This is a genomic window from Cronobacter sp. EKM101R (assembly GCF_963888145.1).
Taxonomy (GTDB): domain Bacteria; phylum Pseudomonadota; class Gammaproteobacteria; order Enterobacterales; family Enterobacteriaceae; genus Cronobacter; species Cronobacter turicensis.
The window spans coordinates 119,104-143,557 of sequence record NZ_CAWPHW010000072.1 but is presented as its reverse complement, the minus strand read 5'-3'; the positions used below and the strand labels follow the sequence as shown (position 1 = coordinate 143,557).

22 protein-coding genes are annotated in these 24,454 nt (G+C 58.3%); 8 read left to right on the top strand and 14 right to left on the bottom strand.

The annotated features are described in order from the left end of the window. The first annotated feature begins 198 nt into the window (after positions 1-198). Genes potA through potD form a run of 4 tightly spaced genes read left to right on the top strand, consistent with a single transcriptional unit; the run spans position 199 to position 4,040 of the window. Complete coding sequence (gene potA, locus AACV31_RS23065; RefSeq protein ID WP_165156132.1) at positions 199-1,347, top strand: spermidine/putrescine ABC transporter ATP-binding protein PotA; 1,149 nt, start codon at positions 199-201, stop codon at positions 1,345-1,347. Further along, the gene (gene potB / locus AACV31_RS23060) at positions 1,331-2,188 is read left to right on the top strand and encodes a spermidine/putrescine ABC transporter permease PotB (RefSeq protein WP_165156134.1); all 858 of its coding nucleotides are present in this window, start codon (positions 1,331-1,333) and stop codon (positions 2,186-2,188) included. Before potA ends, potB begins: the two co-directional genes overlap by 17 nt. After that, positions 2,185-2,997, top strand: coding sequence for a spermidine/putrescine ABC transporter permease PotC (potC, locus tag AACV31_RS23055; RefSeq protein WP_161588988.1), 813 nt, complete (start codon positions 2,185-2,187; stop codon positions 2,995-2,997). Before potB ends, potC begins: the two co-directional genes overlap by 4 nt. Then, the gene (gene potD / locus AACV31_RS23050) at positions 2,994-4,040 is read left to right on the top strand and encodes a spermidine/putrescine ABC transporter substrate-binding protein PotD (protein WP_007769531.1); all 1,047 of its coding nucleotides are present in this window, start codon (positions 2,994-2,996) and stop codon (positions 4,038-4,040) included. Before potC ends, potD begins: the two co-directional genes overlap by 4 nt. A 303-nt stretch (positions 4,041-4,343) precedes the next feature. On the opposite strand, the gene cobB is transcribed toward potD, so the two are convergent. The 5 genes from cobB to lolC are packed head-to-tail and all read right to left on the bottom strand — an operon-like array spanning position 4,344 to position 9,246. Next, positions 4,344-5,168, bottom strand: a complete 825-nt coding sequence (gene cobB / locus AACV31_RS23045) for a Sir2 family NAD+-dependent deacetylase (RefSeq protein WP_165156136.1) — start codon at positions 5,166-5,168, stop codon at positions 4,344-4,346. Position 5,169: 1 nt separating this feature from the next. Further along, complete coding sequence (gene nagK / locus AACV31_RS23040) at positions 5,170-6,090, bottom strand: N-acetylglucosamine kinase (protein ID WP_165156138.1); 921 nt, start codon at positions 6,088-6,090, stop codon at positions 5,170-5,172. A 15-nt stretch (positions 6,091-6,105) separates the two neighbouring features. Continuing rightward, a complete protein-coding gene (gene lolE, locus AACV31_RS23035; protein WP_075199083.1) occupies positions 6,106-7,350 on the bottom strand; it encodes a lipoprotein-releasing ABC transporter permease subunit LolE in 1,245 nt (414 codons plus the stop codon). Next, a complete protein-coding gene (gene lolD / locus AACV31_RS23030; protein ID WP_075199084.1) occupies positions 7,350-8,054 on the bottom strand; it encodes a lipoprotein-releasing ABC transporter ATP-binding protein LolD in 705 nt (234 codons plus the stop codon). The genes lolE and lolD overlap by 1 nt, the downstream gene beginning before the upstream one ends. Further along, positions 8,047-9,246, bottom strand: a complete 1,200-nt coding sequence (gene lolC, locus AACV31_RS23025; protein WP_165156140.1) for a lipoprotein-releasing ABC transporter permease subunit LolC — start codon at positions 9,244-9,246, stop codon at positions 8,047-8,049. The genes lolD and lolC overlap by 8 nt, the downstream gene beginning before the upstream one ends. A gap of 140 nt (positions 9,247-9,386) precedes the next feature. Between lolC and mfd the strand changes: the two genes are divergently transcribed. Together mfd and ldtC are read left to right on the top strand one after the other, a co-directional pair. Further along, positions 9,387-12,833: a transcription-repair coupling factor gene (gene mfd / locus AACV31_RS23020; RefSeq protein ID WP_165156142.1), complete on the top strand. Its 3,447-nt coding sequence runs from the start codon at positions 9,387-9,389 to the stop codon at positions 12,831-12,833. 132 nt (positions 12,834-12,965) lie between these two features. Next, positions 12,966-13,940, top strand: coding sequence for a L,D-transpeptidase LdtC (gene ldtC, locus AACV31_RS23015; protein WP_075199087.1), 975 nt, complete (start codon positions 12,966-12,968; stop codon positions 13,938-13,940). 54 nt (positions 13,941-13,994) lie between these two features. On the opposite strand, the gene bhsA is transcribed toward ldtC, so the two are convergent. Then, entirely contained in the window at positions 13,995-14,252 is a 258-nt protein-coding gene (gene bhsA / locus AACV31_RS23010) for a multiple stress resistance protein BhsA (RefSeq protein WP_007769510.1), read from the bottom strand. A gap of 252 nt (positions 14,253-14,504) precedes the next feature. Between bhsA and AACV31_RS23005 the strand changes: the two genes are divergently transcribed. Further along, entirely contained in the window at positions 14,505-15,134 is a 630-nt protein-coding gene (locus AACV31_RS23005; protein WP_077568797.1) for a TetR/AcrR family transcriptional regulator, read from the top strand. A gap of 643 nt (positions 15,135-15,777) precedes the next feature. Here AACV31_RS23005 and AACV31_RS23000 read toward each other — a convergent pair. From AACV31_RS23000 to hinT, 8 genes are all read right to left on the bottom strand, one after another. Then, on the bottom strand, positions 15,778-16,317 hold the full coding sequence (locus AACV31_RS23000; protein ID WP_007769501.1) for a glycine zipper 2TM domain-containing protein: 540 nt from the start codon (positions 16,315-16,317) through the stop codon (positions 15,778-15,780). A gap of 185 nt (positions 16,318-16,502) precedes the next feature. After that, positions 16,503-17,807 (bottom strand): NAD(P)/FAD-dependent oxidoreductase, encoded by a 1,305-nt coding sequence (locus AACV31_RS22995; protein WP_032806352.1) that lies wholly within the window; start codon positions 17,805-17,807, stop codon positions 16,503-16,505. Between the two features lie 236 nt (positions 17,808-18,043). Further along, positions 18,044-18,586 carry an alpha/beta hydrolase YcfP gene (ycfP, locus tag AACV31_RS22990; RefSeq protein WP_007711381.1) on the bottom strand — a complete coding sequence of 181 codons (543 nt, stop codon included), beginning with the start codon at positions 18,584-18,586 and terminating at the stop codon, positions 18,044-18,046. A gap of 38 nt (positions 18,587-18,624) precedes the next feature. Beyond that, complete coding sequence (gene nagZ / locus AACV31_RS22985; RefSeq protein WP_075198886.1) at positions 18,625-19,650, bottom strand: beta-N-acetylhexosaminidase; 1,026 nt, start codon at positions 19,648-19,650, stop codon at positions 18,625-18,627. Between the two features lie 17 nt (positions 19,651-19,667). Further along, positions 19,668-20,486, bottom strand: a complete 819-nt coding sequence (thiK, locus tag AACV31_RS22980) for a thiamine kinase (RefSeq protein ID WP_105537370.1) — start codon at positions 20,484-20,486, stop codon at positions 19,668-19,670. Next, the gene (gene lpoB / locus AACV31_RS22975; RefSeq protein WP_165156144.1) at positions 20,464-21,129 is read right to left on the bottom strand and encodes a penicillin-binding protein activator LpoB; all 666 of its coding nucleotides are present in this window, start codon (positions 21,127-21,129) and stop codon (positions 20,464-20,466) included. The genes thiK and lpoB overlap by 23 nt, the downstream gene beginning before the upstream one ends. 8 nt (positions 21,130-21,137) lie before the next feature. Then, positions 21,138-21,512, bottom strand: a complete 375-nt coding sequence (locus AACV31_RS22970; RefSeq protein ID WP_105537368.1) for a YcfL family protein — start codon at positions 21,510-21,512, stop codon at positions 21,138-21,140. A gap of 1 nt (position 21,513) precedes the next feature. Then, positions 21,514-21,873, bottom strand: coding sequence for a purine nucleoside phosphoramidase (gene hinT, locus AACV31_RS22965; RefSeq protein ID WP_075198882.1), 360 nt, complete (start codon positions 21,871-21,873; stop codon positions 21,514-21,516). Positions 21,874-22,220: 347 nt separating this feature from the next. On the opposite strand from hinT, the gene fhuE reads away from it, so the two are divergent. After that, positions 22,221-24,422 (top strand): ferric-rhodotorulic acid/ferric-coprogen receptor FhuE, encoded by a 2,202-nt coding sequence (fhuE, locus tag AACV31_RS22960; protein ID WP_165156146.1) that lies wholly within the window; start codon positions 22,221-22,223, stop codon positions 24,420-24,422. Positions 24,423-24,454 lie beyond the last annotated feature (32 nt).

Here is a 24,454-nt window from a genome sequence, read left to right as displayed (position 1 = left end):
AATAATCCTGCCGGGAAAAAGGGAGTATTTCCCCCTGCGTGCGACTGCCCTGACAGAAAGCGCGGAAATCCGCGTGAAACCAGCAAGAAAGCGTCTGTGGCATTGGCGATTTGTATGGTTTGCCGTAGAATGCCTGCCCTTATCACGTGCCAGACCCAAAGGTGGTTCATCACAAACCCCGCATCCGGTTTCTTCTTGATGCGTTTATTACGGGACAGAGTCAAAAAATTGAATACACAGCCGCGCTCGCTTTCCCCGCTTCTGCAACTGGCGGATATCGGGAAAAGCTTTGATGGTAAAACCGTCATTTCTGATTTCTCACTGACCATCAATCATGGTGAATTCCTCACGCTCCTCGGCCCGTCCGGCTGCGGTAAAACTACCGTACTGCGCCTTATCGCAGGCCTTGAGAACGCCGATACCGGGCGTATCACGCTCGATTCACACGACATCACCGACGTTCCCGCCGAGCATCGCCACGTTAATACCGTTTTCCAGAGCTACGCCCTGTTCCCGCATATGACGGTATTTGAGAACGTCGCGTTTGGCCTGCGGATGCAAAAAACGCCCGCCGCCGAAATAACGCCGCGCGTGATGGATGCTTTAAAGATGGTGCAGCTTGAGGAATTTGCCCAGCGCAAACCGCATCAACTCTCCGGCGGCCAGCAACAACGCGTGGCGATCGCCCGCGCCGTGGTGAATAAACCCCGCCTGCTGCTGCTCGATGAATCGCTCTCGGCGCTCGACTATAAACTGCGCAAACAGATGCAGAACGAGCTGAAAGCGCTGCAACGCAAGCTGGGTATTACTTTTGTTTTCGTGACGCACGATCAGGAAGAAGCGCTGACGATGTCCGACCGCATCGTGGTCATGCGCGACGGGCGCATTGAGCAGGACGGCACACCGCGCGAAATCTACGAAGAACCCAAAAACCTGTTTGTGGCGAGCTTTATTGGCGAGATCAATATCTTTGAAGCCATCGTCATTGAGCGTATCGACGCGCAGCGCGTGCGCGCAAATGTAGAAGGCCGCGAATGCGTGCTGTATGTCGCTTTCCCGGTGACGACGGGCCAGAAACTCAACGTGCTGCTGCGCCCGGAAGATCTGCGGGTTGAAGAGATTAACGGCGACGGCGAAGCCGACGGCCTGATTGGCTTTGTGCGCGAGCGCAACTATAAGGGCATGACGCTTGAATCGGTCGTGGAGCTGGAAAACGGCAAAATCGTGCTAGTTAGCGAATTCTTTAACGAAGACGACCCCGATTTCGACCACTCGCTCGATCAGAAAATGGCCGTGACCTGGGTGGAAAGCTGGGAGGTGGTGCTGGCCGATGAAGATCTCGCGTAAATTCCAGAATGGGGTGATCGCCACGATCGTCGGCTGGCTGGTGCTGTTTGTCTTCCTGCCCAACCTGATGATCATCGCCACCAGTTTTCTCACCCGCGACGACGCGCATTTCGTAAGCCTGGTGTTTACGCTGGATAACTACGCGCGCCTGCTCGACCCGCTCTATTTCCAGGTGCTGTTGCACTCGCTGAATATGGCGCTGCAGGCGACGCTGGCGTGTCTGGTGCTGGGCTACCCGTTTGCGTGGTTTCTGGCGAAGCTGCCGGCGAAAGTGCGCCCGCTGCTGCTGTTTTTGCTGATAGTCCCGTTCTGGACGAACTCGCTTATCCGCATCTACGGGCTGAAACTGTTTCTCAGCACGCGCGGCTATCTGAATGAGTTTCTGCTCTCGCTTGGCGTTATCGACACGCCGGTGCGCATCATGTATACCCCGTCGGCGGTGATTATCGGCCTGGTCTATATTCTGCTGCCGTTTATGGTGATGCCGCTCTACTCCAGCATTGAGAAGCTCGATAAGCCGTTGCTGGAAGCCGCGAAAGATCTCGGGGCCAGCAAACTGCAAACCTTCGTGCGCATTATTCTGCCGCTGACGATGCCGGGCATTATCGCCGGGTGTCTGCTGGTGATGCTGCCCGCGATGGGGCTGTTTTACGTCTCCGATCTGATGGGCGGCGCGAAAAACCTGCTGATCGGCAACGTTATCAAGAGCCAGTTCCTGAACATCCGCGACTGGCCGTTTGGCGCGGCGACCAGCATTACGCTGACGCTGGTGATGGGCCTGATGCTGCTGGTGTACTGGCGCGCCGCGCGCCTGCTTAACAAGAAGGTGGAACTGGAATGATCGGTCGCCTGCTGCGCGGCGGTTTTATGACCGCCATTTACGCTTACCTTTACATCCCGATCGTGATCCTGATTGTGAACTCGTTCAACAGCTCGCGTTTCGGCATTAACTGGCAGGGCTTTACCACCAACTGGTACAGCCTGCTGATGAATAACGATAGCCTGCTGCAGGCCGCCCAGCACTCGCTGACGATGGCGGTGCTCTCCGCCACGTTCGCGACCGCCATCGGCGCGCTGACGGCGGTCGCGCTCTACCGCTACCGTTTTCGCGGCAAACCGTTTGTCAGCGGCATGCTGTTTGTGGTGATGATGTCGCCCGATATCGTGATGGCGATTTCCCTGCTGGTGCTCTTTATGCTGGTGGGCATTCAGCTCGGTTTCTGGTCGCTGCTGTTCTCGCACATCACGTTCTGCCTGCCGTTCGTGGTCGTGACCGTCTATTCGCGCCTGAAAGGCTTTGACGTGCGGATGCTTGAAGCGGCGCGCGACCTGGGCGCCAGCGAAATTACCATTCTGCGCAAAATCATTCTGCCGCTGGCGATGCCGGCGGTGGCGGCGGGCTGGCTGCTGAGCTTTACGCTGTCGATGGATGACGTGGTGGTGTCGTCGTTCGTGACCGGGCCTGGCTATGAAATTCTGCCGCTGAAAATTTACTCGATGGTCAAAGTGGGCGTGTCGCCGGAAGTGAACGCGCTCGCCACCATTCTGCTGATGCTGTCGCTGGTGCTCGTACTGGCAAGCCAGCTGATGCTTCGCGATAAAACGAAAAGCCTGCCTCGCCAGGCCTTAACCCCAGGGGACGTAAAATGAAAAAATGGTCACGCCACCTGCTTGCTGCGGGTGCTCTGGCGTTCGGCATGAGCGCCGCGCATGCCGATGACAAGAACACGCTCTACTTCTACAACTGGACCGAGTATGTGCCGCCGGGCCTGCTTGAGCAGTTTACGAAAGAGACGGGCATTAAGGTTATCTATTCGACCTATGAATCGAATGAGACCATGTACGCCAAGCTTAAGACCTATCAGCAGGGCGCCTACGATCTCGTGGTGCCGTCCACGTACTTCGTCGACAAGATGCGTAAAGAAGGGATGATCCAGAAGATCGACAAGAGCAAGCTGTCGAATTTCCATAATCTGGATCCGGCGATGCTGAATAAGCCTTTCGATCCCAATAACGACTATTCCGTGCCGTATATCTGGGGCGCGACGGCGATTGGCGTGAACAGCGACGCCATCGATCCGAAAAGCGTGACCTCCTGGGCGGATCTCTGGAAGCCGGAATATAAAGGCAGCCTGCTGTTGACCGATGACGCGCGCGAAGTGTTCCAGATGGCGCTGCGCAAGCTCGGGCTTTCCGGCAACACCACCGATCCGAAAGAGATTGAAGCGGCCTATAACGAGCTGAAAAAGCTGATGCCGAACGTGGCGGCGTTTAACTCCGACAACCCGGCGAACCCGTATCTGGAAGGTGAAGTGAACCTCGGCATGGTATGGAACGGCTCGGCGTGGGTCGCCCGTCAGGCGGGCGCGCCGCTGGATGTGGTATGGCCGAAGGAAGGCGGGATTTTCTGGATGGACAGCCTGGCGATTCCGGCGAATGCGAAGAACGTCGAAGGCGCGCATAAGCTGATTAACTTCCTGCTGCGTCCGGATGTGGCGAAGCAGGTCGCCGAAACGATCGGTTACCCGACGCCGAATCTGGCGGCCCGTAAGCTTCTGAAGAAAGAGGTGGCGGAAGATAAGTCGCTTTACCCTGACGAAGCCACCATCAAGAAAGGCGAATGGCAGAACGACGTCGGCGACGCCAGCGCGATTTACGAGTCGTATTACCAGAAGTTAAAGGCGGGACGTTAAGTTTCGTCGCGATGTCGTGATGTAAAGGCGGGTGCGCTTCGCTTACCCACCCTACAACCTGGAGATGCGGCGTTACGTGGTGGGTGCGCTTCGCTTACCCCCCTACAACCCCGGGGTGTGGCGTTACGTGGTGGGTGCGCTTCGCTTACCCACCCTACGATTCGGAAATGTGGCGTTACACGGTGGGTGCGCTACGCTTACCCACCCTACGAATAACCGGTTAAAGATCGGTGTAGGGCGGGTAAGCGTAGCGCACCCGCCGTTTCCCTCTGACACTGCCGTTTCCCTCTGACAACCCTGCCATCAAAGCCCTTTCAGTAGCTTCTCGACATACTCCGGCACCACCTGGCTTGCCAGACCATAATGCTTCTCTTCAAACTCGCTGCCGACCTGGCTTGGCTCAAGGTTAAGCTCCACCGTATGCGCGCCCTGGAGCTTTGCTTCATGCACAAAACCGGCCGCCGGATAAACGTGCCCGGAGGTGCCGATGGCGATAAACACATCGGCGCGCGCCAGCGCTTCATAAATGCTGTCCATACCGAGCGGCATCTCGCCAAACCACACCACATGCGGGCGCAACGGCGCCGGGAACTGGCAGCAGTGGCACTTATCGCCAGGCGTCACGTCGCCCGTCCACTCCAGCACCTGCCCGCTCTGCGAACAGCGCACTTTCAGCAGCTCGCCATGCATATGCACTACGTTTTTGTTGCCCGCGCGCTCATGCAGATTATCGATATTCTGGGTGACCAGTAAAAAGCGGTCGCCGAACGCCTCCTCCAGCCGCGCCAGCGCCAGATGCGCCGCGTTAGGCTTAATCTCCGGCTGCTGAAGCTGACGGCGCCGGGCGTTATAGAATTCCTGCACCAGCTGCGGATTGCGCGCGAACCCTTCCGGCGTCGCCACATCCTCCACCCGGTGCTCTTCCCACAGCCCGTCGGCGGCGCGGAAGGTGCGAATACCCGATTCCGCCGAGATCCCCGCCCCGGTTAAGACCACAACCACAGGTTTATTCATTACTTCAGGTGTCATAATTCTGTCCCGGAAAAAAATTCGCTGGCGCAAGCGCTCGCGCAGCCGACGTTTATTCCTTCGAAACCGGCCCAGCCGGTGCAGACGACGCGATTGCATTTCAACTCCGTGAGCGTGTGAGATGGAGAAAAGCCGCGCCGCGCATACCGCCCGCGTCGCCGTGGCGCGCCTGCTCGATACGCGGCACTTTCGCAACAGGCAGCAGATACGCAGGCAGCTTCGCGATAAGCGCCGTCGTCAGATGCGAAAACCCCGACAGCCCGCCGCCCAGCACCACCAGATGCGGGTCCAGCACCGTCAGCAGGCTCGCAACGCACGTCGCCAGCAGGTCAGTGTAGCGCTCAACATGCGCCTGCGCCTGGGCGTCACCCTGCTGCCACCGCGCGATGATTTGCGGCGCCTCCAGTGATTCATGGTAGAAGTGTTGCCAGAGCCATGCAAAGCCCCGGCCGGAAAGATAGTTCTCAATACAGCCCGTTTGCCCGCAGCCGCACCGGATCAGCGGGATGTCGCGCCCGAGGATGGCGAGCGCATCCACCGGCAGACGGATATGCCCGAACTCGCCCGTGATAAAGCTGCGCCCAGTCACCGGTTTGCCCTCGACAATCACGCCGCCGCCGACGCCGGTGCCGAGGATCAGCCCCATCACGACCGGATACGCGCTAAACTCATCGTCCCACGCCTCGGAGAGCGCAAAACAGTTGGCGTCGTTATCGATACGCACGTCGCGCCCGAGCCGCGCGCTGAGATCGCGCCTCACCGCCCTGCCGCTGGCGGCGGGGAGATTGGCGGCATAAAGCAGCCCTTCGTCGGTTTCCGGAATACCCGGTATGCCGACGCCGACATGCCCCGCGCCGCCGAAGCGGCGATCGGCCTCTGCCACCAACGCGACGATGACGTCAAGAAAGTTGTCGTAGCTGTCGTGCGGCGTCGCGACGCGGGTTTGCCATTGCAGGCGCCGCGCCTCATCGTAAACCCCGAGGGCGATTTTGCTGCCGCCAATGTCAAACCCGTAATACATCCGCCGCTCCCTGAATTATTGTCCGCTCAGCACCCGCGCCGGATCGATGCGGCTTGCGCGCCGCGCCGGATACCAGCTCGCCAGCAGGCTCAGCACCAGCGCCGTGATCAGCACATAAACCACATCAAGCGCGTGCAGCTCCGACGGCAGGAAGTCGATAAAGTAAATATCGCCTGAAAGAAAATGATGGCCGATCAGTTTTTCAATCCCGTGAATAATGGCGGTCAGCTGCCATGACGCCAGCACGCCCACCACCACGCCGCTGACCGAGCCGAGCAGCCCGGCGAGCAGTCCGTACCAGACGAAAATCGCGCGGATAAGACCATCCTTCGCGCCCAGCGTGCGCAGCACCGCGATGTCGCTGCTTTTGTCTTTCACCGCCATCACCAGCGTCGAGACGATATTAAAACAGGCGACGCCAATCACCAGCACCATCGCCAGATACATAATCGCGCGGATCATCTGGATATCGCGGTACATGTAGCCGTAGGTGTTGATCCAGCTTTTGATATAGACATAAGCGTCCGTCACCTGGCCCGCGTCGCGCACCAGCTGATTCGCGTTAAAGACATCATTCACTTTAATGGCGATACCCGTGACACTGTCACCGAGGTTCAGATACCCCTGCGCATCGGCCAGCGGCACCATCGCAAAGCTGTGATCGAGCTGGCCGCTCAGTTGCAGAATGCCAGCCACTTGCAAACGCACGCGTTTAGGCTGCAACAACTTATGGTCGGCGTCAGAATTCGGGATCATGATGGAGAGCCAGTCGCCCTGCTTCACTTTCAGCGCATCCGCCACACCTTTACCGACAATGATTTGCTGTTTGCCTGCCTGAAAACTCTGCCAGGCATTGTTCTGCACATAATGCGGCAGCGCGCTTAAACGCTGCTCCTGCGCCGGATCAACGCCTTTCACCTGGATGGCGCGCAGGTTCGCCCCGCTCTCCACCAGGCCGGTAAAGTTGACGTACGGCGCCGCCGCGACAATGCCGTTGACCTTTTCAACGCGCGTTACGACATCCTGCCAGCCGCGCCACGGTTGCTCGACCGGCTCGATTTCGCCGTGCGGCACGACCGCCAGAATGCGGTTATTCAGCTCGCGCTCAAAACCATTCATGGCGCTTAAGCCCACAATCAGCACCGCCACGCCAAGCGCGATGCCGATGGTGGAGATAACGGAGATCAGCGACACCATGCCGCTGCGTCGGCGCCCCCGGCTAAAGCGCAGGCCAATCAGTAATGATAACGGGGAACCCATTACGCCCTCCCCATCAGGGTTAGCTCAGGGTTCAGGTGCCCGTCACGCATCTCCAGCTGGCGCGACAGCCGCTTCGCCAGTTGCAGATCGTGCGTCACCACCAGAAAAGCGGTGCCCTGGGTTTTATTCAGCTCGCCGAGCAGGTCGAAGATACTGTCGGCGTTGCGGGCGTCGAGGTTGCCGGTCGGTTCATCCGCCAGCACCAGCCGCGGATTATTCACCAGCGCGCGGGCGATAGCGACGCGCTGACGCTCGCCGCCGGAAAGCTCAGACGGACGGTGGTTGCTGCGGTGCGCGAGGCCTACGGCGTCGAGCATCGCCAGCGCCCGACGCTCGGTCTCGGCCTTCGCCTCTTTGCCGATAAGCAGCGGCATCGCCACGTTTTCCATCGCGGTGAAATCCGGCAGCAGATGGTGAAACTGGTAAATAAAGCCAAGCTCGCGGTTACGCAGCTCCGCTTTGGCAGAAGAAGAGAGCGTGCTCAGCGCACGTCCGCTGAAAATCACGTCGCCGGAGGTGGGCGTATCCAGCCCGCCCAACAGGTGTAAGAGCGTACTTTTGCCGGAGCCGGAGCTGCCGACAATCGCCATCATTTCGCCCGCGTCGATGCTGAAGCTGACGTTGTGCAACACATCCGTTTGCACTTTGCCTTCCTGGTAGCGTTTGCACAGGTTGTCGCACTGTAACAGCACAGAATTACTCATAACGTAAAGCCTCAGCGGGTTCGGTGGCGGCGGCGCGCCAGGAAGGATAAAGCGTGGACAACAGCGCGACGGCCATCGCCGCCAGCGCAATACCGATGACCTGCAACGGCTCGATAACGACCGGCAGCGCGGCGCCATCCAGGAACGCGCCAATCACCGGCATCAGATTATTCAACTGGCTGGCGAGCAGCGCGCCGAGCAGCGCGCCAAACAGCGCGCCGATAACGCCTGCGCTGGCGCCCTGGACCATAAACACCGCCATGATTTGACGTCGCGTGAGGCCCTGGGTTTGCAGGATAGCCACTTCGCCCTGTTTCTCCATCACCATCAGCCCTAGCGACGTAATGATGTTAAACGCGGCGACGGCGACAATCAGGCTCAGCAGCAGGCCCATCATGTTTTTCTCCATGCGCACGGCCTGGAACAGCTCGCCTTTGCGCTCGCGCCAGTCCTGCCATTGGGTGTTCGCGGGTAAGGTCTGCTGGCTCAGCACATCCACTTTCAGCGGTTCATTCAGCCACAGCCGCCAGCCGGTGATATTGCCCGCCGGGTAGCGCATCAGGCGTGAGGCATCCTGAATGTTGACCAGCATCTGGTAGCCATCAACTTCGCTGTTGGCGGCGAAGGTGCCGATAACGGTAAAGAGACGCTGGCTCGGCAGTCGGCCCATCGGCGTGAACTGGCTGGCCGACGGCACCATCAGGCGCAGTTGATCACCGCGTTTGACGCCAAGCTGGCCCGCGAGCTGTTCGCCGAGAATAATGTTGTATTTCCCGGCGGCCAGATCCTGCTGATTGACGTTGACCAGATACGGCGTCAGCGGGTCGCGCTGCGCCGGGTCGATACCCAGCATCACGCCCACCGCCACGCTGCGCGCGCTTTGCAGCACCACATCGCCGGTGGTGAGCGGCGCGATACGGCTAACGCCCTCAAGGTGGAGGCTGTCGGCAGGCAACTGCTGCGGATTGACGGAGCCTTTGGATGAACTGATAAGCGCCTGCGGCATCAGCCCGAGAATGTTGTTTTGCAGTTCACGCTCGAAACCATTCATCACGGAGAGCACTGTCACCAGCGCCAGCACGCCGAGCGTGATGCCGATAGTGGAGAGCCAGGAGACGAAACGGCCGAAGCGGTCTGCTGCACGCCCGCGCATATAGCGCAGGCCGATAAATAACGCGACAGGTTGATACATGAAATCCGTCTTGTACGGTTGCTAATGCAAAGTGATCAACGATAATAAAGCCCAGATCTGATTTATGGAACCACTAACCCACTCTGTCGCCGGGTTTTTATCCCGGACAAGCGGCACAACCGGAGCACGCTTCGCCTTCTATGCCTGAACAATATCGTTACTCTCTGCCCGTCAAAGCGGGCGATCAGCGTCAACTGGGTGAACTGACCGGCGCGGCCTGCGCCGTCGAGGTGGCGGAAATGGCGGAACGCCATACCGGCCCGCTGGTGCTTATCGCGCCGGATATGCAAACCGCCCTGCGTCTGCACGATGAAATTCAACAATTTACCGAAAGCCTGGTGATGAACCTGGCCGACTGGGAGACGCTGCCGTATGACAGCTTCTCGCCGCATCAGGAGATTATCTCCTCGCGCCTGTCGACGCTTTATCAGTTGCCCGGTATGCAGCGCGGCGTGCTGATCCTGCCGGTGAACACCCTGATGCAGCGCGTCTGCCCGCACAGCTTCCTGCACGGCCACGCGCTGGTGATGCAAAAAGGCCAGCAGTTATCGCGCGACACGCTGCGCGCCCAGCTGGATCAGGCGGGCTATCGCCATGTAGACCAGGTGATGGCGCATGGCGAATACGCCACCCGCGGCGCGCTGCTCGATCTCTACCCGATGGGCAGCGAGCAGCCTTACCGTATCGACTTTTTCGATGACGAAATCGACAGCCTGCGGTTGTTTGACGTCGATACCCAGCGCACGCTGGAAGAAGTGGAAGCGATAAACCTGCTGCCCGCGCACGAATTCCCGACCGACAAAGCGGCCATTGAGCTTTTCCGCAGCCAGTGGCGCGACCGTTTCGAGGTGAAACGCGACCCGGAGCATATCTATCAGCAGGTGAGCAAAGGCACCCTGCCCGCCGGGATCGAATACTGGCAGCCGCTGTTCTTTAACGAGCCGCTGCCGCCGCTGTTCAGTTATTTCCCGAAAAACACGCTGGTGGTGAGCACGGGCGATCTGGAAGCCAGCGCCGACCGCTTCTGGGCCGACGCCATGGCGCGCTTTGAAAACCGCGGCGTGGACCCGATGCGCCCGCTGCTGCCGCCGGAAGAACTCTGGCTGCGCACCGATGAACTTCATGCGCAGTTAAAAGCCTGGCCGCGCGTGCAGCTGAAAACCGAGGCGCTGGCCGACAAAGCCGCCAACACCAATCTGGGCTATCAGCCGCTGCCGGATATCGCCGTCCAGGCCCAGCAGAAATCGCCGCTCGATAGCCTGCGCCGCTTTCTGGAATCCTTCACCGGGCCGGTGATTTTCTCGGTGGAAAGCGAGGGCCGCCGCGAGGCGCTCTCGGAACTCCTGTCCCGCATCAAAATCGCGCCGAAGCGTCTTTTGCGGCTGGAGGATGCGCAGGAAGGCGAACGCTACCTGAGCATCGGCGCGTCGGAGCGCGGGTTTATCGACACCCTGCGCCACCGCGCTTTTATCTGTGAAAGCGATCTGCTGGGCGAGCGCGTCACGCGCCGTCGTCAGGAGAGCCGCCGCACCATTAACCCGGATACGCTCATCCGCAACCTGGCGGAGCTGCGCCCCGGCCAGCCGGTGGTGCATCTGGAGCATGGCGTGGGCCGCTACGCCGGTCTGACGACGCTTGAAGCGGGCGGCATCACGGCGGAATACCTGATGCTGACCTACGCCGGTGACGCGAAGCTGTATGTGCCGGTCTCTTCACTGCATCTGATTAGCCGCTATGCGGGCGGGGCCGAAGAGAACGCGCCGCTGCATAAGCTCGGCGGCGACGCGTGGTCAAAAGCGCGCCAGAAAGCGGCGGAGAAAGTGCGCGACGTGGCGGCGGAGCTGCTGGATATCTACGCCCAGCGCGCCGCGAAATCCGGTTTCGCCTTTAAGCATGACAAAGAGCAGTATCAACTCTTCTGCGAAGGATTCCCGTTTGAAACCACGCCGGATCAGGCGCAGGCGATCAACGCGGTGCTGAGCGACATGTGCCAGCCGCTGGCGATGGACCGTCTGGTGTGCGGCGACGTGGGCTTTGGCAAAACCGAAGTGGCGATGCGCGCGGCGTTCCTGGCGGTGGAGAACAATAAGCAGGTGGCGGTGCTGGTGCCGACCACCCTGCTGGCCCAGCAGCATTTCGACAATTTCCGTGACCGCTTCGCCAACTGGCCCGTGCGCATTGAGTTGCTGTCGCGCTTTCGCAGCGCCAAAGAGCAGGCGCAGGTGCTGGAACAGGCCGCCGACGGGAAAGTCGATATTCTTATCGGCACCCACAAGCTGTTGCAGAGCGACGTAAAAATGAAAGACCTCGGTCTTTTGATCGTCGATGAAGAGCACCGCTTCGGGGTGCGTCATAAAGAGCGTATCAAGGCGATGCGCGCCGATGTGGATATTCTGACGCTCACCGCGACGCCTATTCCACGCACGCTAAACATGGCGATGAGCGGCATGCGCGATCTGTCGATTATCGCCACGCCGCCCGCGCGTCGTCTGGCGGTGAAAACCTTCGTGCGCGAGTATGACAATCTGGTGGTGCGCGAGGCTATCCTGCGTGAAGTGCTGCGCGGCGGTCAGGTCTATTACCTCTACAACGATGTCGAAAATATTCAGAAAGCCGCCGAGCGGCTGGCGAATCTGGTGCCGGAGGCGCGTATCGCCATCGGTCACGGCCAGATGCGCGAGCGCGAACTTGAACGGGTGATGAACGATTTCCACCACCAGCGCTTTAACGTGCTGGTCTGTACCACGATAATCGAAACCGGCATCGATATTCCGACCGCCAATACCATCATCATCGAACGCGCCGATCATTTTGGTCTCGCACAGCTGCACCAGCTGCGCGGACGCGTCGGTCGTTCGCACCATCAGGCCTATGCCTGGCTGCTGACCCCGCCGCCGAAGGCGATGACTACCGATGCCCAGAAACGTCTGGAGGCGATCGCCTCACTGGAAGATCTGGGCGCGGGCTTTGCCCTGGCGACGCACGATCTGGAAATTCGCGGCGCGGGCGAGCTGCTGGGCGAAGATCAGAGCGGACAGATGGAAACCATTGGCTTCTCGCTCTATATGGAGCTCCTGGAAAACGCCGTTGACGCGCTGAAAGCCGGGCGCGAGCCATCGCTTGAGGATCTCACCAGCCAGCAGACGGAAGTGGAGCTGCGAATGCCGTCGCTACTGCCGGAGGCGTTTATTCCGGATGTGAATACGCGCCTGTCGTTCTATAAGCGCATTGCCAGCGCCAAGAAAGAGCAGGAGCTTGAGGAGATCAAAGTGGAGCTTATCGACCGCTTTGGTCTGCTGCCGGACCCGGCGCGCACGCTGCTGGATATCGCCGCCCTGCGCCAGCAGGCCCAGAAGCTTGGCGTGCGTAAAATCGAGGCCAACGAGAAAGGCGGCACCATTGAGTTTGCCGAGAAAAACCATGTCGATCCTGGCTGGCTTATCGGCCTGCTGCAAAAAGAGCCGCAGCATTACCGCCTCGATGGCCCGACGCGACTGAAGTTCTTCCGCGAACTGGACGAGCGCAAAAACCGCATGGAATGGGTGCGTCAGTTTATGGCGCAGCTCGCCGAACACACCCTCCCGTAATCCGATCACGCCCCGCCCGGGGCGTAACTTTACAATCCTTTGCAATCGTCCAGGGTTTCCTGGACGAAGCCCCGCCATACTTCTCTCTTTATCTATGAATTACAAAAACTTCTTCGCCTTTGGGATCGGTAAATGAAAAGAGAATATGCACGTTTTTCACGCTGGCTGTCGTGGCTCGCGTTGGTCGCCAGCATGACGCTTGGCGCAAGCCAGGCGCTGGCGAATACTTACCCCCTCCCCGCGCCGGGGAGTCGGCTGATTGGCGAAACGCTGTATCACACCGTGGCGGACGACGGTGGCTCACTGGAGGCCATTGCCAAACGGTATAACGTCGGCTTTCTGGCGCTGTTGCAGGCCAACCCCGGCGTTGATCCGTATGTCCCGCGCGCGGGCAGCGTGCTGACGATTCCGCGCCAGATGCTGCTGCCGGATGCGCCGCGCGAAGGCATTCTGATTAATATTGCCGAGCTGCGGCTCTACTATTTCCCGCCGGGCGAAAAGAGCGTCACTGTTTACCCGATAGGCATCGGCCAGCTCGATGGCGATACGCTGACACCGACCATGCAAACCACGGTCTCGCAAAAGCGCGCCAATCCGACCTGGACGCCGACGGCCAATATCCGTGCGCGTTATAAAGCGCAGGGAATCGATTTACCGCCGGTCGTGCCTGCCGGGCCGGAAAACCCGATGGGCCACCACGCCATTCGCCTTGCGGCCTACGGCGGCGTCTATCTGCTGCACGGCACGAATGCGGATTTCGGTATCGGCATGCGCGTCAGCTCCGGCTGTATTCGCCTGCGCGATGACGACATCAAACACCTTTTCAGCGTGGTGCCGGTCGGTACGCGCGTCAATATCATTAACGCGCCGGTGAAAGCCTCCATCGAGTCGGATGGACGTCATTTTGTCGAGGTGCATCAGCCGCTGTCGAAACGCATCGAGGATGACCCGAAAACGCTGCCGATTGTGCTGGACGCGACGCTGAAAACTTTTGAAGCCGCGCCGCAGACCGACCGGGAAGTCATGGGCCATGCCCTGCGCCTGCGCTCCGGCGTGCCGGTTAACGTCACCGCGCACCCGTCAATGCCCGCCAGCGACGCCATCTGAAACGAAAAAGGCCCTGTCCAATGACAGGGCCTTAAACGATGCGACCATGACGGCTTATTTATAGATAACCGCGGTGCCGTGCAGATTGTTCGGGCCGTTCGCTGAGGTAATACGGAACGATTTTGCGCCCATCTCGTCAGCTTTTTGCGAAAGCTCAGCTTCCAGCGAGGAGAGGTTAGTCCCGGCCGTCGCAGAGATGGTGCCCGCTTTCTGCTGGCCTGCCGGGGTGGACTGCACCTGAACGGCGGCGACGCTTGCGAATGACAGTGAACTCAGGACCGCGGCGGCTAACAGTGCTTTAACGTTTTTCATGTGGGTACCCTTTCTTTTGTAATGCGGATTTGGTTACGTGGTCGTTAAAAATTATTTAATTAACGATCGATAGGCAAAGGATAGTTGTGATCCGCATCACATGTCAATACAATTTTTAACGATCGTTATATTAATCATCATAGTCCCCGCAAAATCGCCTGTAAAAGCACTCATGGCGCGGTTTTGCTGGTACTCCTGGTGCAAAAAGGGGTATTTTGGGAGCAGGTTTACATAAAGAGGTTAAACGGCACTATGACAACAGAAGCCCAAAGTTGCGCAAAAAAAAGCCGTGGCCGACCAAAAGTGTTCGACAGGGAAGCGGCGCTTGATAAGGCCATGGCACTCTTCTGGCAGCACGGTTACGAAGCGACGTCGCTCGCGCATCTCGTCGAAGCGACCGGCGCGAAAGCCCCGACGCTGTATGCTGAGTTCACCAATAAAGAGGGGCTGTTCCGCGCCGTGCTCGACCGCTATATCGCGCGGTTTGCACAGCAGCAGGAAACGCTTCTGTTTCACGCCGATAAACGCGTTGACGAAGCGCTGCACGACTACCTTTGCGCGGTAGCGCGCTGCTTCGCCAGTAAAGAGACCCCTGCGGGTTGCTTTATGGTGACCACTTCCGCCGCGCTTGCCGCGTCGTCTGAAGAGATTGCCGCCACGCTGAAATTGCGCCATACGCAACGCGAAGCGATTTTGCTGCGCTTTTTAAGTGAGCGTCAGGCTAAAAATGAAATTCCGCAGCATTGCGACCTGCCCGCGCTGGTACGCTTTATCAGTTGCCTGGTGCACGGTATGTCTGTCAGCGCCCGTGAAGGCGCGACGCAGGATGAATTGATTGAGATTGTGAATATGACTATGCGGCTGTGGCCGCACCTGCTGTAAAGCATTTCTGTTGTTTCGTGGGCGGCGCCCGTCGCCCACGCTCTCCACTTATAACTCAAATGAATAACTCATTCCTGCAGAGCGCCCTTCTGTTACATTTATTAATAGGTAAAAACTGGCAAATATATCCTCCAGAATAGCTACTCTTTTACCGTCAAAGAAATGATTATTCGTGTGCTAATTAATTAGCACCACCAATTATTAGAACAGGAGCTATTTACGTCATGAAGACGGGGCCGTGCAGGGACGAGGACGTTTTTCCACACAGTATCCGTGGTGTATCGAGTTTCAGATATGGAAGGCACGAGACGCTTTTTGGCTATACACCTACAGAAGGAAGATGAACATGGTTTTGCTATTACCATTATTTAAGGTGCTAATAGTAATAACATTGTTATTTGGCCTTTGGTTGTTCTGCGGTGGTTCGATTCTTTTCGCATTTCTCTCAGTGCTGATCACTGGTTTTATTCTATTCAGACAACACAATGCTATGTAATTGTCCTTAAACGCTTATGTCTCACCTCACCCTGAGGCATAAGCGTTTTCACCACGCTTTTTGGTTCTCATTCACCTGCATAAGCAAAAAAAAAGCCCCTCCGCCTGAGTGCAAGAGGGGCAATCGTTGCGTAACGCTGTTTTATTTTCAGGTTTTCTGATTCAGGACCAGCTGTCCATTGCTGTCCAGCGGAATACGGCTACCCGGGTCGTTCTCCATACGGATTTTGCCCTGCTCTTCCCCGATACGGTATGTCACATCATAACCCAGCATTTTTTCTGCTTTGTCATAAACCGTTTTGCAGCGCTGCTGCGTCGTGGTGTAGGTATCGCCTTCCTGCAGGTGGCCCTGGATCTGGTTGCCGGCATAGCCGCCGCCCAGCGCGCCCACGACCGTAGCGACATCTTTACCGCGACCGCCGCCGAACTGATGACCGATAACGCCGCCTGCGACCGCGCCCAGTACCGAGCCGGTCAGGCGGTTTTCATCCTGAACCGGACGGCGGTGCGTCACCGTCACGTTACGGCATTCCTGACGCGGCGTTTTCACCGTCTCTTTAATCGGCGTGGCGGAAACCACCTGGGCATACTTCGGTGACGCGCTGAATACATCCAGACTGGCCACCGCCGCTACGCCCAGCGCAGCTGCTACCCCGATACCAATACCCGCTAACATTGATTTATTCACAGGAATTCCTCCCGGCTGTGCAATTAGTAACAATTTTGCAATTAAGGCCACAGATGGCCTATCGGAAAACGACTCAAAAAACAGGATTACGTTGGGCAGAACCACGGATTAAGAGGAGTCTGAAGGGAAAAGGCGACGGAAATAAAATGACATCCGCCCCTGGTTGCCAGAGGCGGATGGCGTGCTTAGTGCAGTTTCAGGCGCGGGCGGATCACCCGGTTGATACTGCCCACCAGCATCATCAGCCCGGTTTTAAAGTAACCGTGCAGCGCAATCTGGTGCATACGATACAGCGAGATATAAACAAAGCGCGCGATACGCCCTTCAATCATCATTGAGCCGCGCATCAGATTGCCCATCAGGCTGCCGACGGTGGAGAATTTCGACAGCGAGACCAGCGAACCTTTGTCTTTGTAAACATAAGGCTTAAGCGGCTTGCCTTTGAGTTGCGCCAGGATGTTATCCAGCGCGCAGGAGGCCATCTGGTGCGCGGCCTGGGCGCGCGGCGGGACGAAACCGCCTTCCGGGCGCGGACAGGACGCGCAGTCGCCGATAGCGAAGATGTCAGGATCGCGCGTGGTTTGCAGCGTCTGCTCGACCACCAGCTGGTTGATACGGTTGGTTTCCAGGCCGCCAATCTCTTTCATGAAATCCGGCGCTTTGATGCCCGCCGCCCAGACCATCAGGTCGGCCTGAATAAATTCCCCGTCTTTGGTGTTGAGGCCATCTTCCTGCGCGCTGGTCACCATGGTGTTGGTGAGCACGCGCACGCCCAGCTTGGTCAGCTCATTATGCGCAGCGCTTGAGATGCGCGGCGGCAGCGCAGGTAGAATACGCTCGCCCGCTTCCACCAGCGTCACGTTCAGCGCTTCGTTGGTAAGCCCTTTATAGCCATAGCTGTGCAGCTGTTTAACCGCATTATGCAGTTCAGCGGAGAGCTCAACGCCCGTCGCGCCGCCGCCGACAATCGCGATATTCACTTTGCCGTTAGCGCCGAGGTTAGCGGAGTATTTCAGGAACAGGTTGAGCATTTCCTGATGGAAACGGCGCGCCTGATGCGGGTTGTCGAGGAAGATGCAGTGATCTTTCACACCCGGCGTGTTGAAGTCGTTTGAGGTGCTGCCGAGCGCCATGACCAGCGTGTCATAAGGCACTTTACGCTCTGCCACCAGCAGCTCGCCCTTCTCATCACGCAGTTCGGCAAGCGTCAGGGTTTTGGCTTCACGGTTGATGTCTACCACCGAACCCAGCTGGAACTGGAAACCGTGGTTGCGCGCGTGCGCCAGATAGCTCAGCGCGTCGACGCCCTCGTCCAGCGAACCGGTCGCCACTTCATGCAGCAGCGGCTTCCACAGGTGGCTGTGGTTGCGATCCACGAGCGTGACTTTCGCTTTTTTGCCGCGGCCCAGTTTGTGACCGAGCTGTGTCGCGAGCTCCAGTCCGCCGGCGCCGCCGCCCACAATAACGATCTTTCTTAATGGCGTAGTCAACGTGACCCCCTTAAAGTGTTTAACTAATTGTTAATTCAAAGTTATTAAGAATAGCTTTTAATTAACAATAGTTTAGCAACACGGCCCACAACAGTGACGAGCATAACATGAACGGTGCATTGGTCATACCAAATTTGATGTGCATCAATTTTTATGCATTAAAGTTAAACAAAAACGGGCCAGCGTTTGGCTGACCCGTTTGTTCGGTGAGGCGGTATTTTGGCGCGACGGCGGAATTACCCCAGCGCTTTGAACGCTTTAATGCGCTGAAGGTGCGGCGAGATATTTTTAAACTTGTGCGTCTGCTCTTCGTCCCAGACGATTTCATAATATTGATGCAACAGTTCGGCTGAACGCTGACTGTCGAGCGCCTCGTCCTCGCGCGAAAGAATGGCCAGGCAGCGGTCGCGGTTTTTCTCGCGGAAGTTCTCTACGCACTTGGTCGCGATATCGAGATACTCCTCTGGCCGGTCGATTTTGCCTTCCATGTTTTCATACGGAAACAGGTTTGGGTTGAAAATCACCTGGCGGATGTCACATAAAAAACCGATGCGCTCCGCCCAGAACCCTCCAAGCCCCACGCCGCAGATGAGCGGGCGTTCATCGACATTCAGTTGCAGCATTTTGTCCACTTCACGTAGCAGATGCTGCATGTCGTGTTTCGGGTGGCGCGTGCTGTAGCTGATAAGCCGCACATCCGGATCGATAAACTGCAATTGCAGCACTTTCTCGTGGTTACCCGGACTGTTTGAATCGAAACCGTGTAAGTAGATAATCATTGCATTCTCATCCCAGCGTAGCAGCTTCAGGGCAAGCGTTATTGCCCCGCCTTGTGCGTCTGCCAGCGCTCATGCAGCGCGGTAAGCTCCCCGCTTACCTGCTTCCAGCGCGCCGACGCCATCAGTTCCTGACGCGTAATTACACCTTTATGATACAAACGTGTAACACGCTCTGCTTTGATCGGTGACAGGTTATCAAGAACGCTTACGGCACCCTTACGATTATTACAGACAAGGATCATATCGCAACCGGCATCCAGCGCCGCCTGGCCGCGCTCCGCGTAGCTGCCGAGGATAGCCGCCCCTTCCATAGACAAATCGTCAGAGAAAATTACACCGTCAAAACCAAGCTCCTTGCGCAGCACCTGCTTAAGCCAGTAAGGCGAACCGCTCGCCGGCAGCGGATCGACATCGCTGTAGACGACGTGCGCCGGCATTACAGCATCTAGCATGTTGTAACTAATAAGCTCGCGGAACGGCAGCATGTCGTGACGACGGATGTCCGCGGCCGGGCGCGGGTCGCGCGGCGTCTCTTTATGGGAATCGGCGCTTACGGCACCGTGACCGGGGAAGTGTTTGCCGGTCGCTTTCATTCCCGCGCTCTGCATCCCCGAGATGAAACGCTTCGCCATCGCCAACACGTTCTCCGGCTCATCATGGAACGATCGCTCGCCAATCGCAGCGCTGAGATGCCCGACATCCAGCACCGGCGCAAAACTGATATCGATATCCATCGCGATCATTTCACAGGCCATCAGCCAGCCAGCTTCTTCCGCCAGTTTGCCGCCCGCGTCCATTCCCAACAGCGCGGCGAAACTTTGCGCCGCAGGCAGGCGGGTAAAGCCCTCGCGAAAACGCTGCACGCGGCCGCCTTCCTGGTCCACCGCAATCACCAGGTGATTGTGGGCGCTCGCGCGGATCTGGCGAACCAGTTCACGCAACTGCTCTGGATCGTGATAGTTGCGGGTAAAGAGGATGAGTCCCCCTACCAGCGGATGCCCCAGAATTTCACGCTCTTCGGCATCAAGCTCAAAACCTTCCACATCCAGCATGACCGGACCCATGTTTCTCTCCCTTCGTGTTAATGCATTTGCAGCTGGCGCCAGGCCTCGTCTGCAAGCGTGATAAATGTGCGGTCGCCGGTTTCCTGAAAACGGCGCTCATACCAGCCCGCCATCAGCAACCCGCTCCACGGACGCCAGCGCGCCACCTGACGGCGCAGTTGCGTCTCATCAATAGCCGCGCGGCGGGCATAATCTGTTATAAGCGCCTGTCGGGCCGCGTCATCGAGCCAGACGCTGGCAAGCTCCAGCGCCACATCGCCATCGCCGGCATATTCCCAGTCGATAAGCATGAGTCGGTTCGGCTGCCAGACCAGATTGCCGGGATGGACATCCATATGCAGCGGCGCGAGGCGCAGCGGGCGCGGCTCGCCCATGCGGCGTAAACGGCGCAGCAGACGCAGCCAGAAGCGCGTGCGGCGCGAAGGCGCGCTTTGCTGCCAGTCGCGCAGCAGAAGCGGCAGCAGTTCGATGCGCCAGCCAAAACATGGCTGCTGATGCAGATGATACAGCAGCGCGCCGAGTTGCGGCACCGGCGGCAGCGCATCGTGGATGTCGCCCGGCAAAAACGTGACCGCCAGCCAGCCGTTGACGCAACAGCGCGGCCGCGGGGCAAGCGCCGCAGGCAGCCGTTTCAGCGCGCGATACTGACGCGGGCTGCGGGCACGGCTTTTGCGCGCGTCGCGGCGCACCACCAAGGTGTCATCATCGACGACCACCTGCCAGGCGCCGTCGCTGAGGCCGGGTAGCGCGCAAACGACACCGGCGGCCGAAGCCGCCGGAAAACACTGCGCTAAGAACCCTTCGGGGCTCAGATTACTGGGTTTGCTGAACGGCACCTTTACCTGACCAGATGATTTCGCCGGTCTGTACCAGCATCAGCTGCATTTGCAGCGTAGGCGCATTCACGTTGCCGCTGGCGTTAGCGTACAGCACATACTGCGCGCCCACGTTGCGGGCGATGCCGATGGCTTTACTGCGCGAGCCGAGGCTATCTTGCGGCGAAAGCCCCAGTTGCTGTTTCGCCATCGAAAGCTGCTGTGCGGAAACCAGCGTGAATTTGGCGTTGTTCGCCAGCGCGCCGCGCAGGGCTTCGGTGGCCGGGCCGGTTTGCAGCGAGCCGTTAGTACGGTTATTCACGCTATCCACCAGCAGTACGCTGCCTGCGTTCACACCGTCGGCCTGCAACATTTTGCCGACCATCGGCGCCATCGCGCTGTTCCAGTCATAGGTGCGCGCTTTCGGCTCCGGGGTTGCGTTTTCAGGCTCATGTTCAATCGGGCCAGGCTGCGCCGGAATCGACGGCACGGACGGTACGCCAGGCACCGGCTGCGTCGGCGGCGGTACGGGCTGCGTCGGTTGCTGCGTGCCTGGCTGCGCTTCTTCTACCGGCGCCGGTTTCTGCTCGCCGGGCAAAATACAGCCCGACAGCGCCAGGGCGACGGTCGCCAGCAGCGCATAGCGATACATTCTGTTCAACATTTCCCCCTTCAGAGATAGAGATAAAGACGGGCTTTCCGTGCCGCCAGGTAGTTAGTCTGACCGTTTACCGTCACGCGGCTCTGGGCCGGGATAACGACCGTCTGCGGGACTTCCAGCGGCTGGCCTTCCAGCCCGCGGGCGTCATACCAGTAAAAGCGGTAATGCACGGTAACGGGCGCGTCTTTGTTATTGTAAATGGTGGCGGCGGCGACAGGCTTGCCGTTTTGCAAAGAAAAGTCTGGTTTTTCAGCGGTGATGCCCGCTGCCAGCACGCTCGATTCCATCACTACCGCCTGATCGTCGCTGACGGGAATGGTTGGCGCGGAGCGGCAGCCTGCCATCAGCACCGCAGCCAGCAATAAGCCTGTGCGCGCGCCCCCCATCTCAGAGACCTTTATGCGCAAGCATCGGCCCCAGAGGGCGGCCGCCGACCAGATGCATATGGATGTGGTAAACCTCCTGCCCGCCGTGACGATTGCAGTTCATGATGAGGCGATAGCCATCTTCCGCGATGCCTTCCTGCTGCGCGATTTTCGCCGCGGCAGTAAAAAGACGCCCCAGCGCCTGCTCATGTTCCGCCGTGACGTCATTAACCGTCGGCACCAGCACGTTCGGGACGATTAAAATGTGGGTCGGGGCCTGGGGAGAAATATCGCGAAATGCGGTAACGAGCTCATCCTGATAGACGATGTCGGCAGGAATTTCGCGACGAATAATTTTGCTGAAAATGGTTTCTTCGGCCATGGTTTTTTTTCCTTCTTGGATAAACGTTAAGAGTATGAGCGAGATAATCGCTTCCTTTCAACCTTTGGCCCGGTTTTTCTTTATAAAGCGGATATTTATGGCGCGCCCTTCGCTTCCCGCTTCGCCATAGCGCCTGCCGCTTCTCCCGCCCCGCTTATCGGATGGTTTGTCACACCTCTTACATTTGTTTACACCGCAAAGACAAATGATTATATTTCTCATTCTTATTGACAGTGGAACGTTGTTTTAGTCCCGCGATCTCTTTTCATCAGGCCAGGATGCCGCCGAAAAGCGTCGTATTACAACAGCCTGATGCGCAGCATCATTTTTTATTTTAAGGGCAACACATGGCTAAGCATGCACTCCGTCAGGGCACCGTTCCGGCGTCCTCCCTTCCCTCTTTGCTGGCGCTCAGTATCGCCAGCGCGCTGGCGGCCCCGGCGGCGTACGCGGCGCCCGCCGCCAGCGATACGATTGTGGTTGATGCCGCCGCCGACAGCGGCACGCCTGACGAGTCACAGGATTACAGCGTGAAAACCACCACGTCCGGCACAAAAATGCTGCTGGTGCCGCGCGACATTCCGCAGTCGGTGAGCGTGATTAGCCAGCAACGCATGCAGGATCAGCAACTGACGACCATCGAAGACGTGCTGGAAAACACGACGGGCGTCACCGTCTCACGCATTGATACCAGCCGCACGAATTTCTTCGCGCGCGGTTTTTACATCAGCAATTTCGCTTATGAAGATATGCCGACGTTTCTTGATAACCGCTGGAACTTTGGCGATACCGCAGGCGACACGGCGATTTACGATAAAATCGAGGTGGTGCGCGGCGCAGCCGGACTGATGAGCGGCACCGGGAACCCGTCGGCGTATGTGAATATGGTGCGCAAACACGCCGACAGCCAGACGTTTAAAGGTAACGTCTCCGCCACGTATGGCAGCTGGGACAAGCAGCGTTACGTGATGGATGTGCAGTCGCCGCTGGTAGAGTCTGGCAAAGTGCGCGGGCGCGTGGTGGCCGGTTATCAGGATAATGACAGCTTCGTTGAGCGTAACCACTACCGCAAAAAATTCATCTACGGCGTCGTGGATGCCGACATTACCGATTCAACGCTGTTATCGCTGGGTTATGACTACCAGGAAAGTCAGGAAGACAGCCCGACCTGGGGCGGCTTCCCATCGCTTTACAGCGACGGGAGCCGGACGCATTTCCGCCGCGGTTTCAACACCGCCGCCGACTGGGCGTATTCCGATCTCGACTCCACCAAAATTTTCGCCAACCTGACGCAGCGCTTCGAAAACGGCTGGGAGGCGAAAGTGAACGCGATGCATGCCGAAACCAATTTCGACAACCGCCTGATGTATATCGACGGTTTCCCGGATAAAACGACGGGCCGGTATAACGCGGCGCTCTGGCAGGGCGCATGGGGCGGCTGGAACGTGGGCGAGCGTAAGCAGGATTCGATAGACGCCTTCGTGCGCGGCGGGTACGAGCTGGCGGGCCGTCAGCATGAGATGATGTTTGGCGGGAGCTACAGCCGCCAGCGCAACAACTACGATAACGCCTATCCCGTGAATGATAATTCCGGCCTGATGGATGTAGGGAATATTCACGATTATAACGGCAACACGCTGGCAAACCCGACATGGTCAAATTTTGCGCTCTATCAGCGTGACGTTATCCGTCAGAAATCGCTTTACGCCGCGACGCGCCTCTCGCTTGCCGATCCGCTGCATTTGATTCTGGGTGCGCGTTACACCGAATGGAACGCGAAATATAATCTGGAGCGCAAGCCGGACGAAATTCGCCGCAGCAAATCGGATGACGTTACGCCTTACGCGGGCCTGATTTACGATATCGACGATACCTGGTCGGCTTATGCCAGCTATACCTCTATCTTCCAGCCGAGCGGCCAGCGCGATGTGAACAGCGAGTTCCTCGATCCGACCACCGGCAAAGCCTATGAAGCCGGGCTGAAAGCCGACTGGTTTAACACCCGCCTGACGGCCTCGCTGGCGGTGTTCCGTATCGAGCAGGATAACGTGGCGGTGAACACGGGCGTGATCATTCCCGGCTCCGGCGGGCAGACGGCATATAAATCCGTCGATGGCACCGTCAGTAAAGGGGTTGAGCTTGAGCTGAACGGCGCGCTGACCGATAACTGGCAGCTCACTTTCGGCGCGAGCCGTTATATTGCCGAGGCGGGTGATGGCGTGGCCGTCAACCCTGACCAGCCGCGCACCACGATGAAACTGTTCACGCGTTACCAGTTACCGAGCCTCCCGGCATTAACCGTGGGCGGCGGCGCGCGCTGGCAGACCAAAACCTGGCAGGATATCGCAGGGCCAAATGGCGACACGCGCATAAACCAGAACGGCTATACCGTGGTGGATCTGTTCACGCGTTATCAGGCGACGAAAAATCTCGCGGTCCAGGCGAACCTGAACAACGTCTTCGACAAAGAGTATTACGATTACCTGGGCACCTATGGCGTGTACGGCGCGCCGCGTAACTTCTCCGTAACGGCGAGTTACAGCTTCTGACCATCATCAATACGCACACAAGGGAGCCTTAT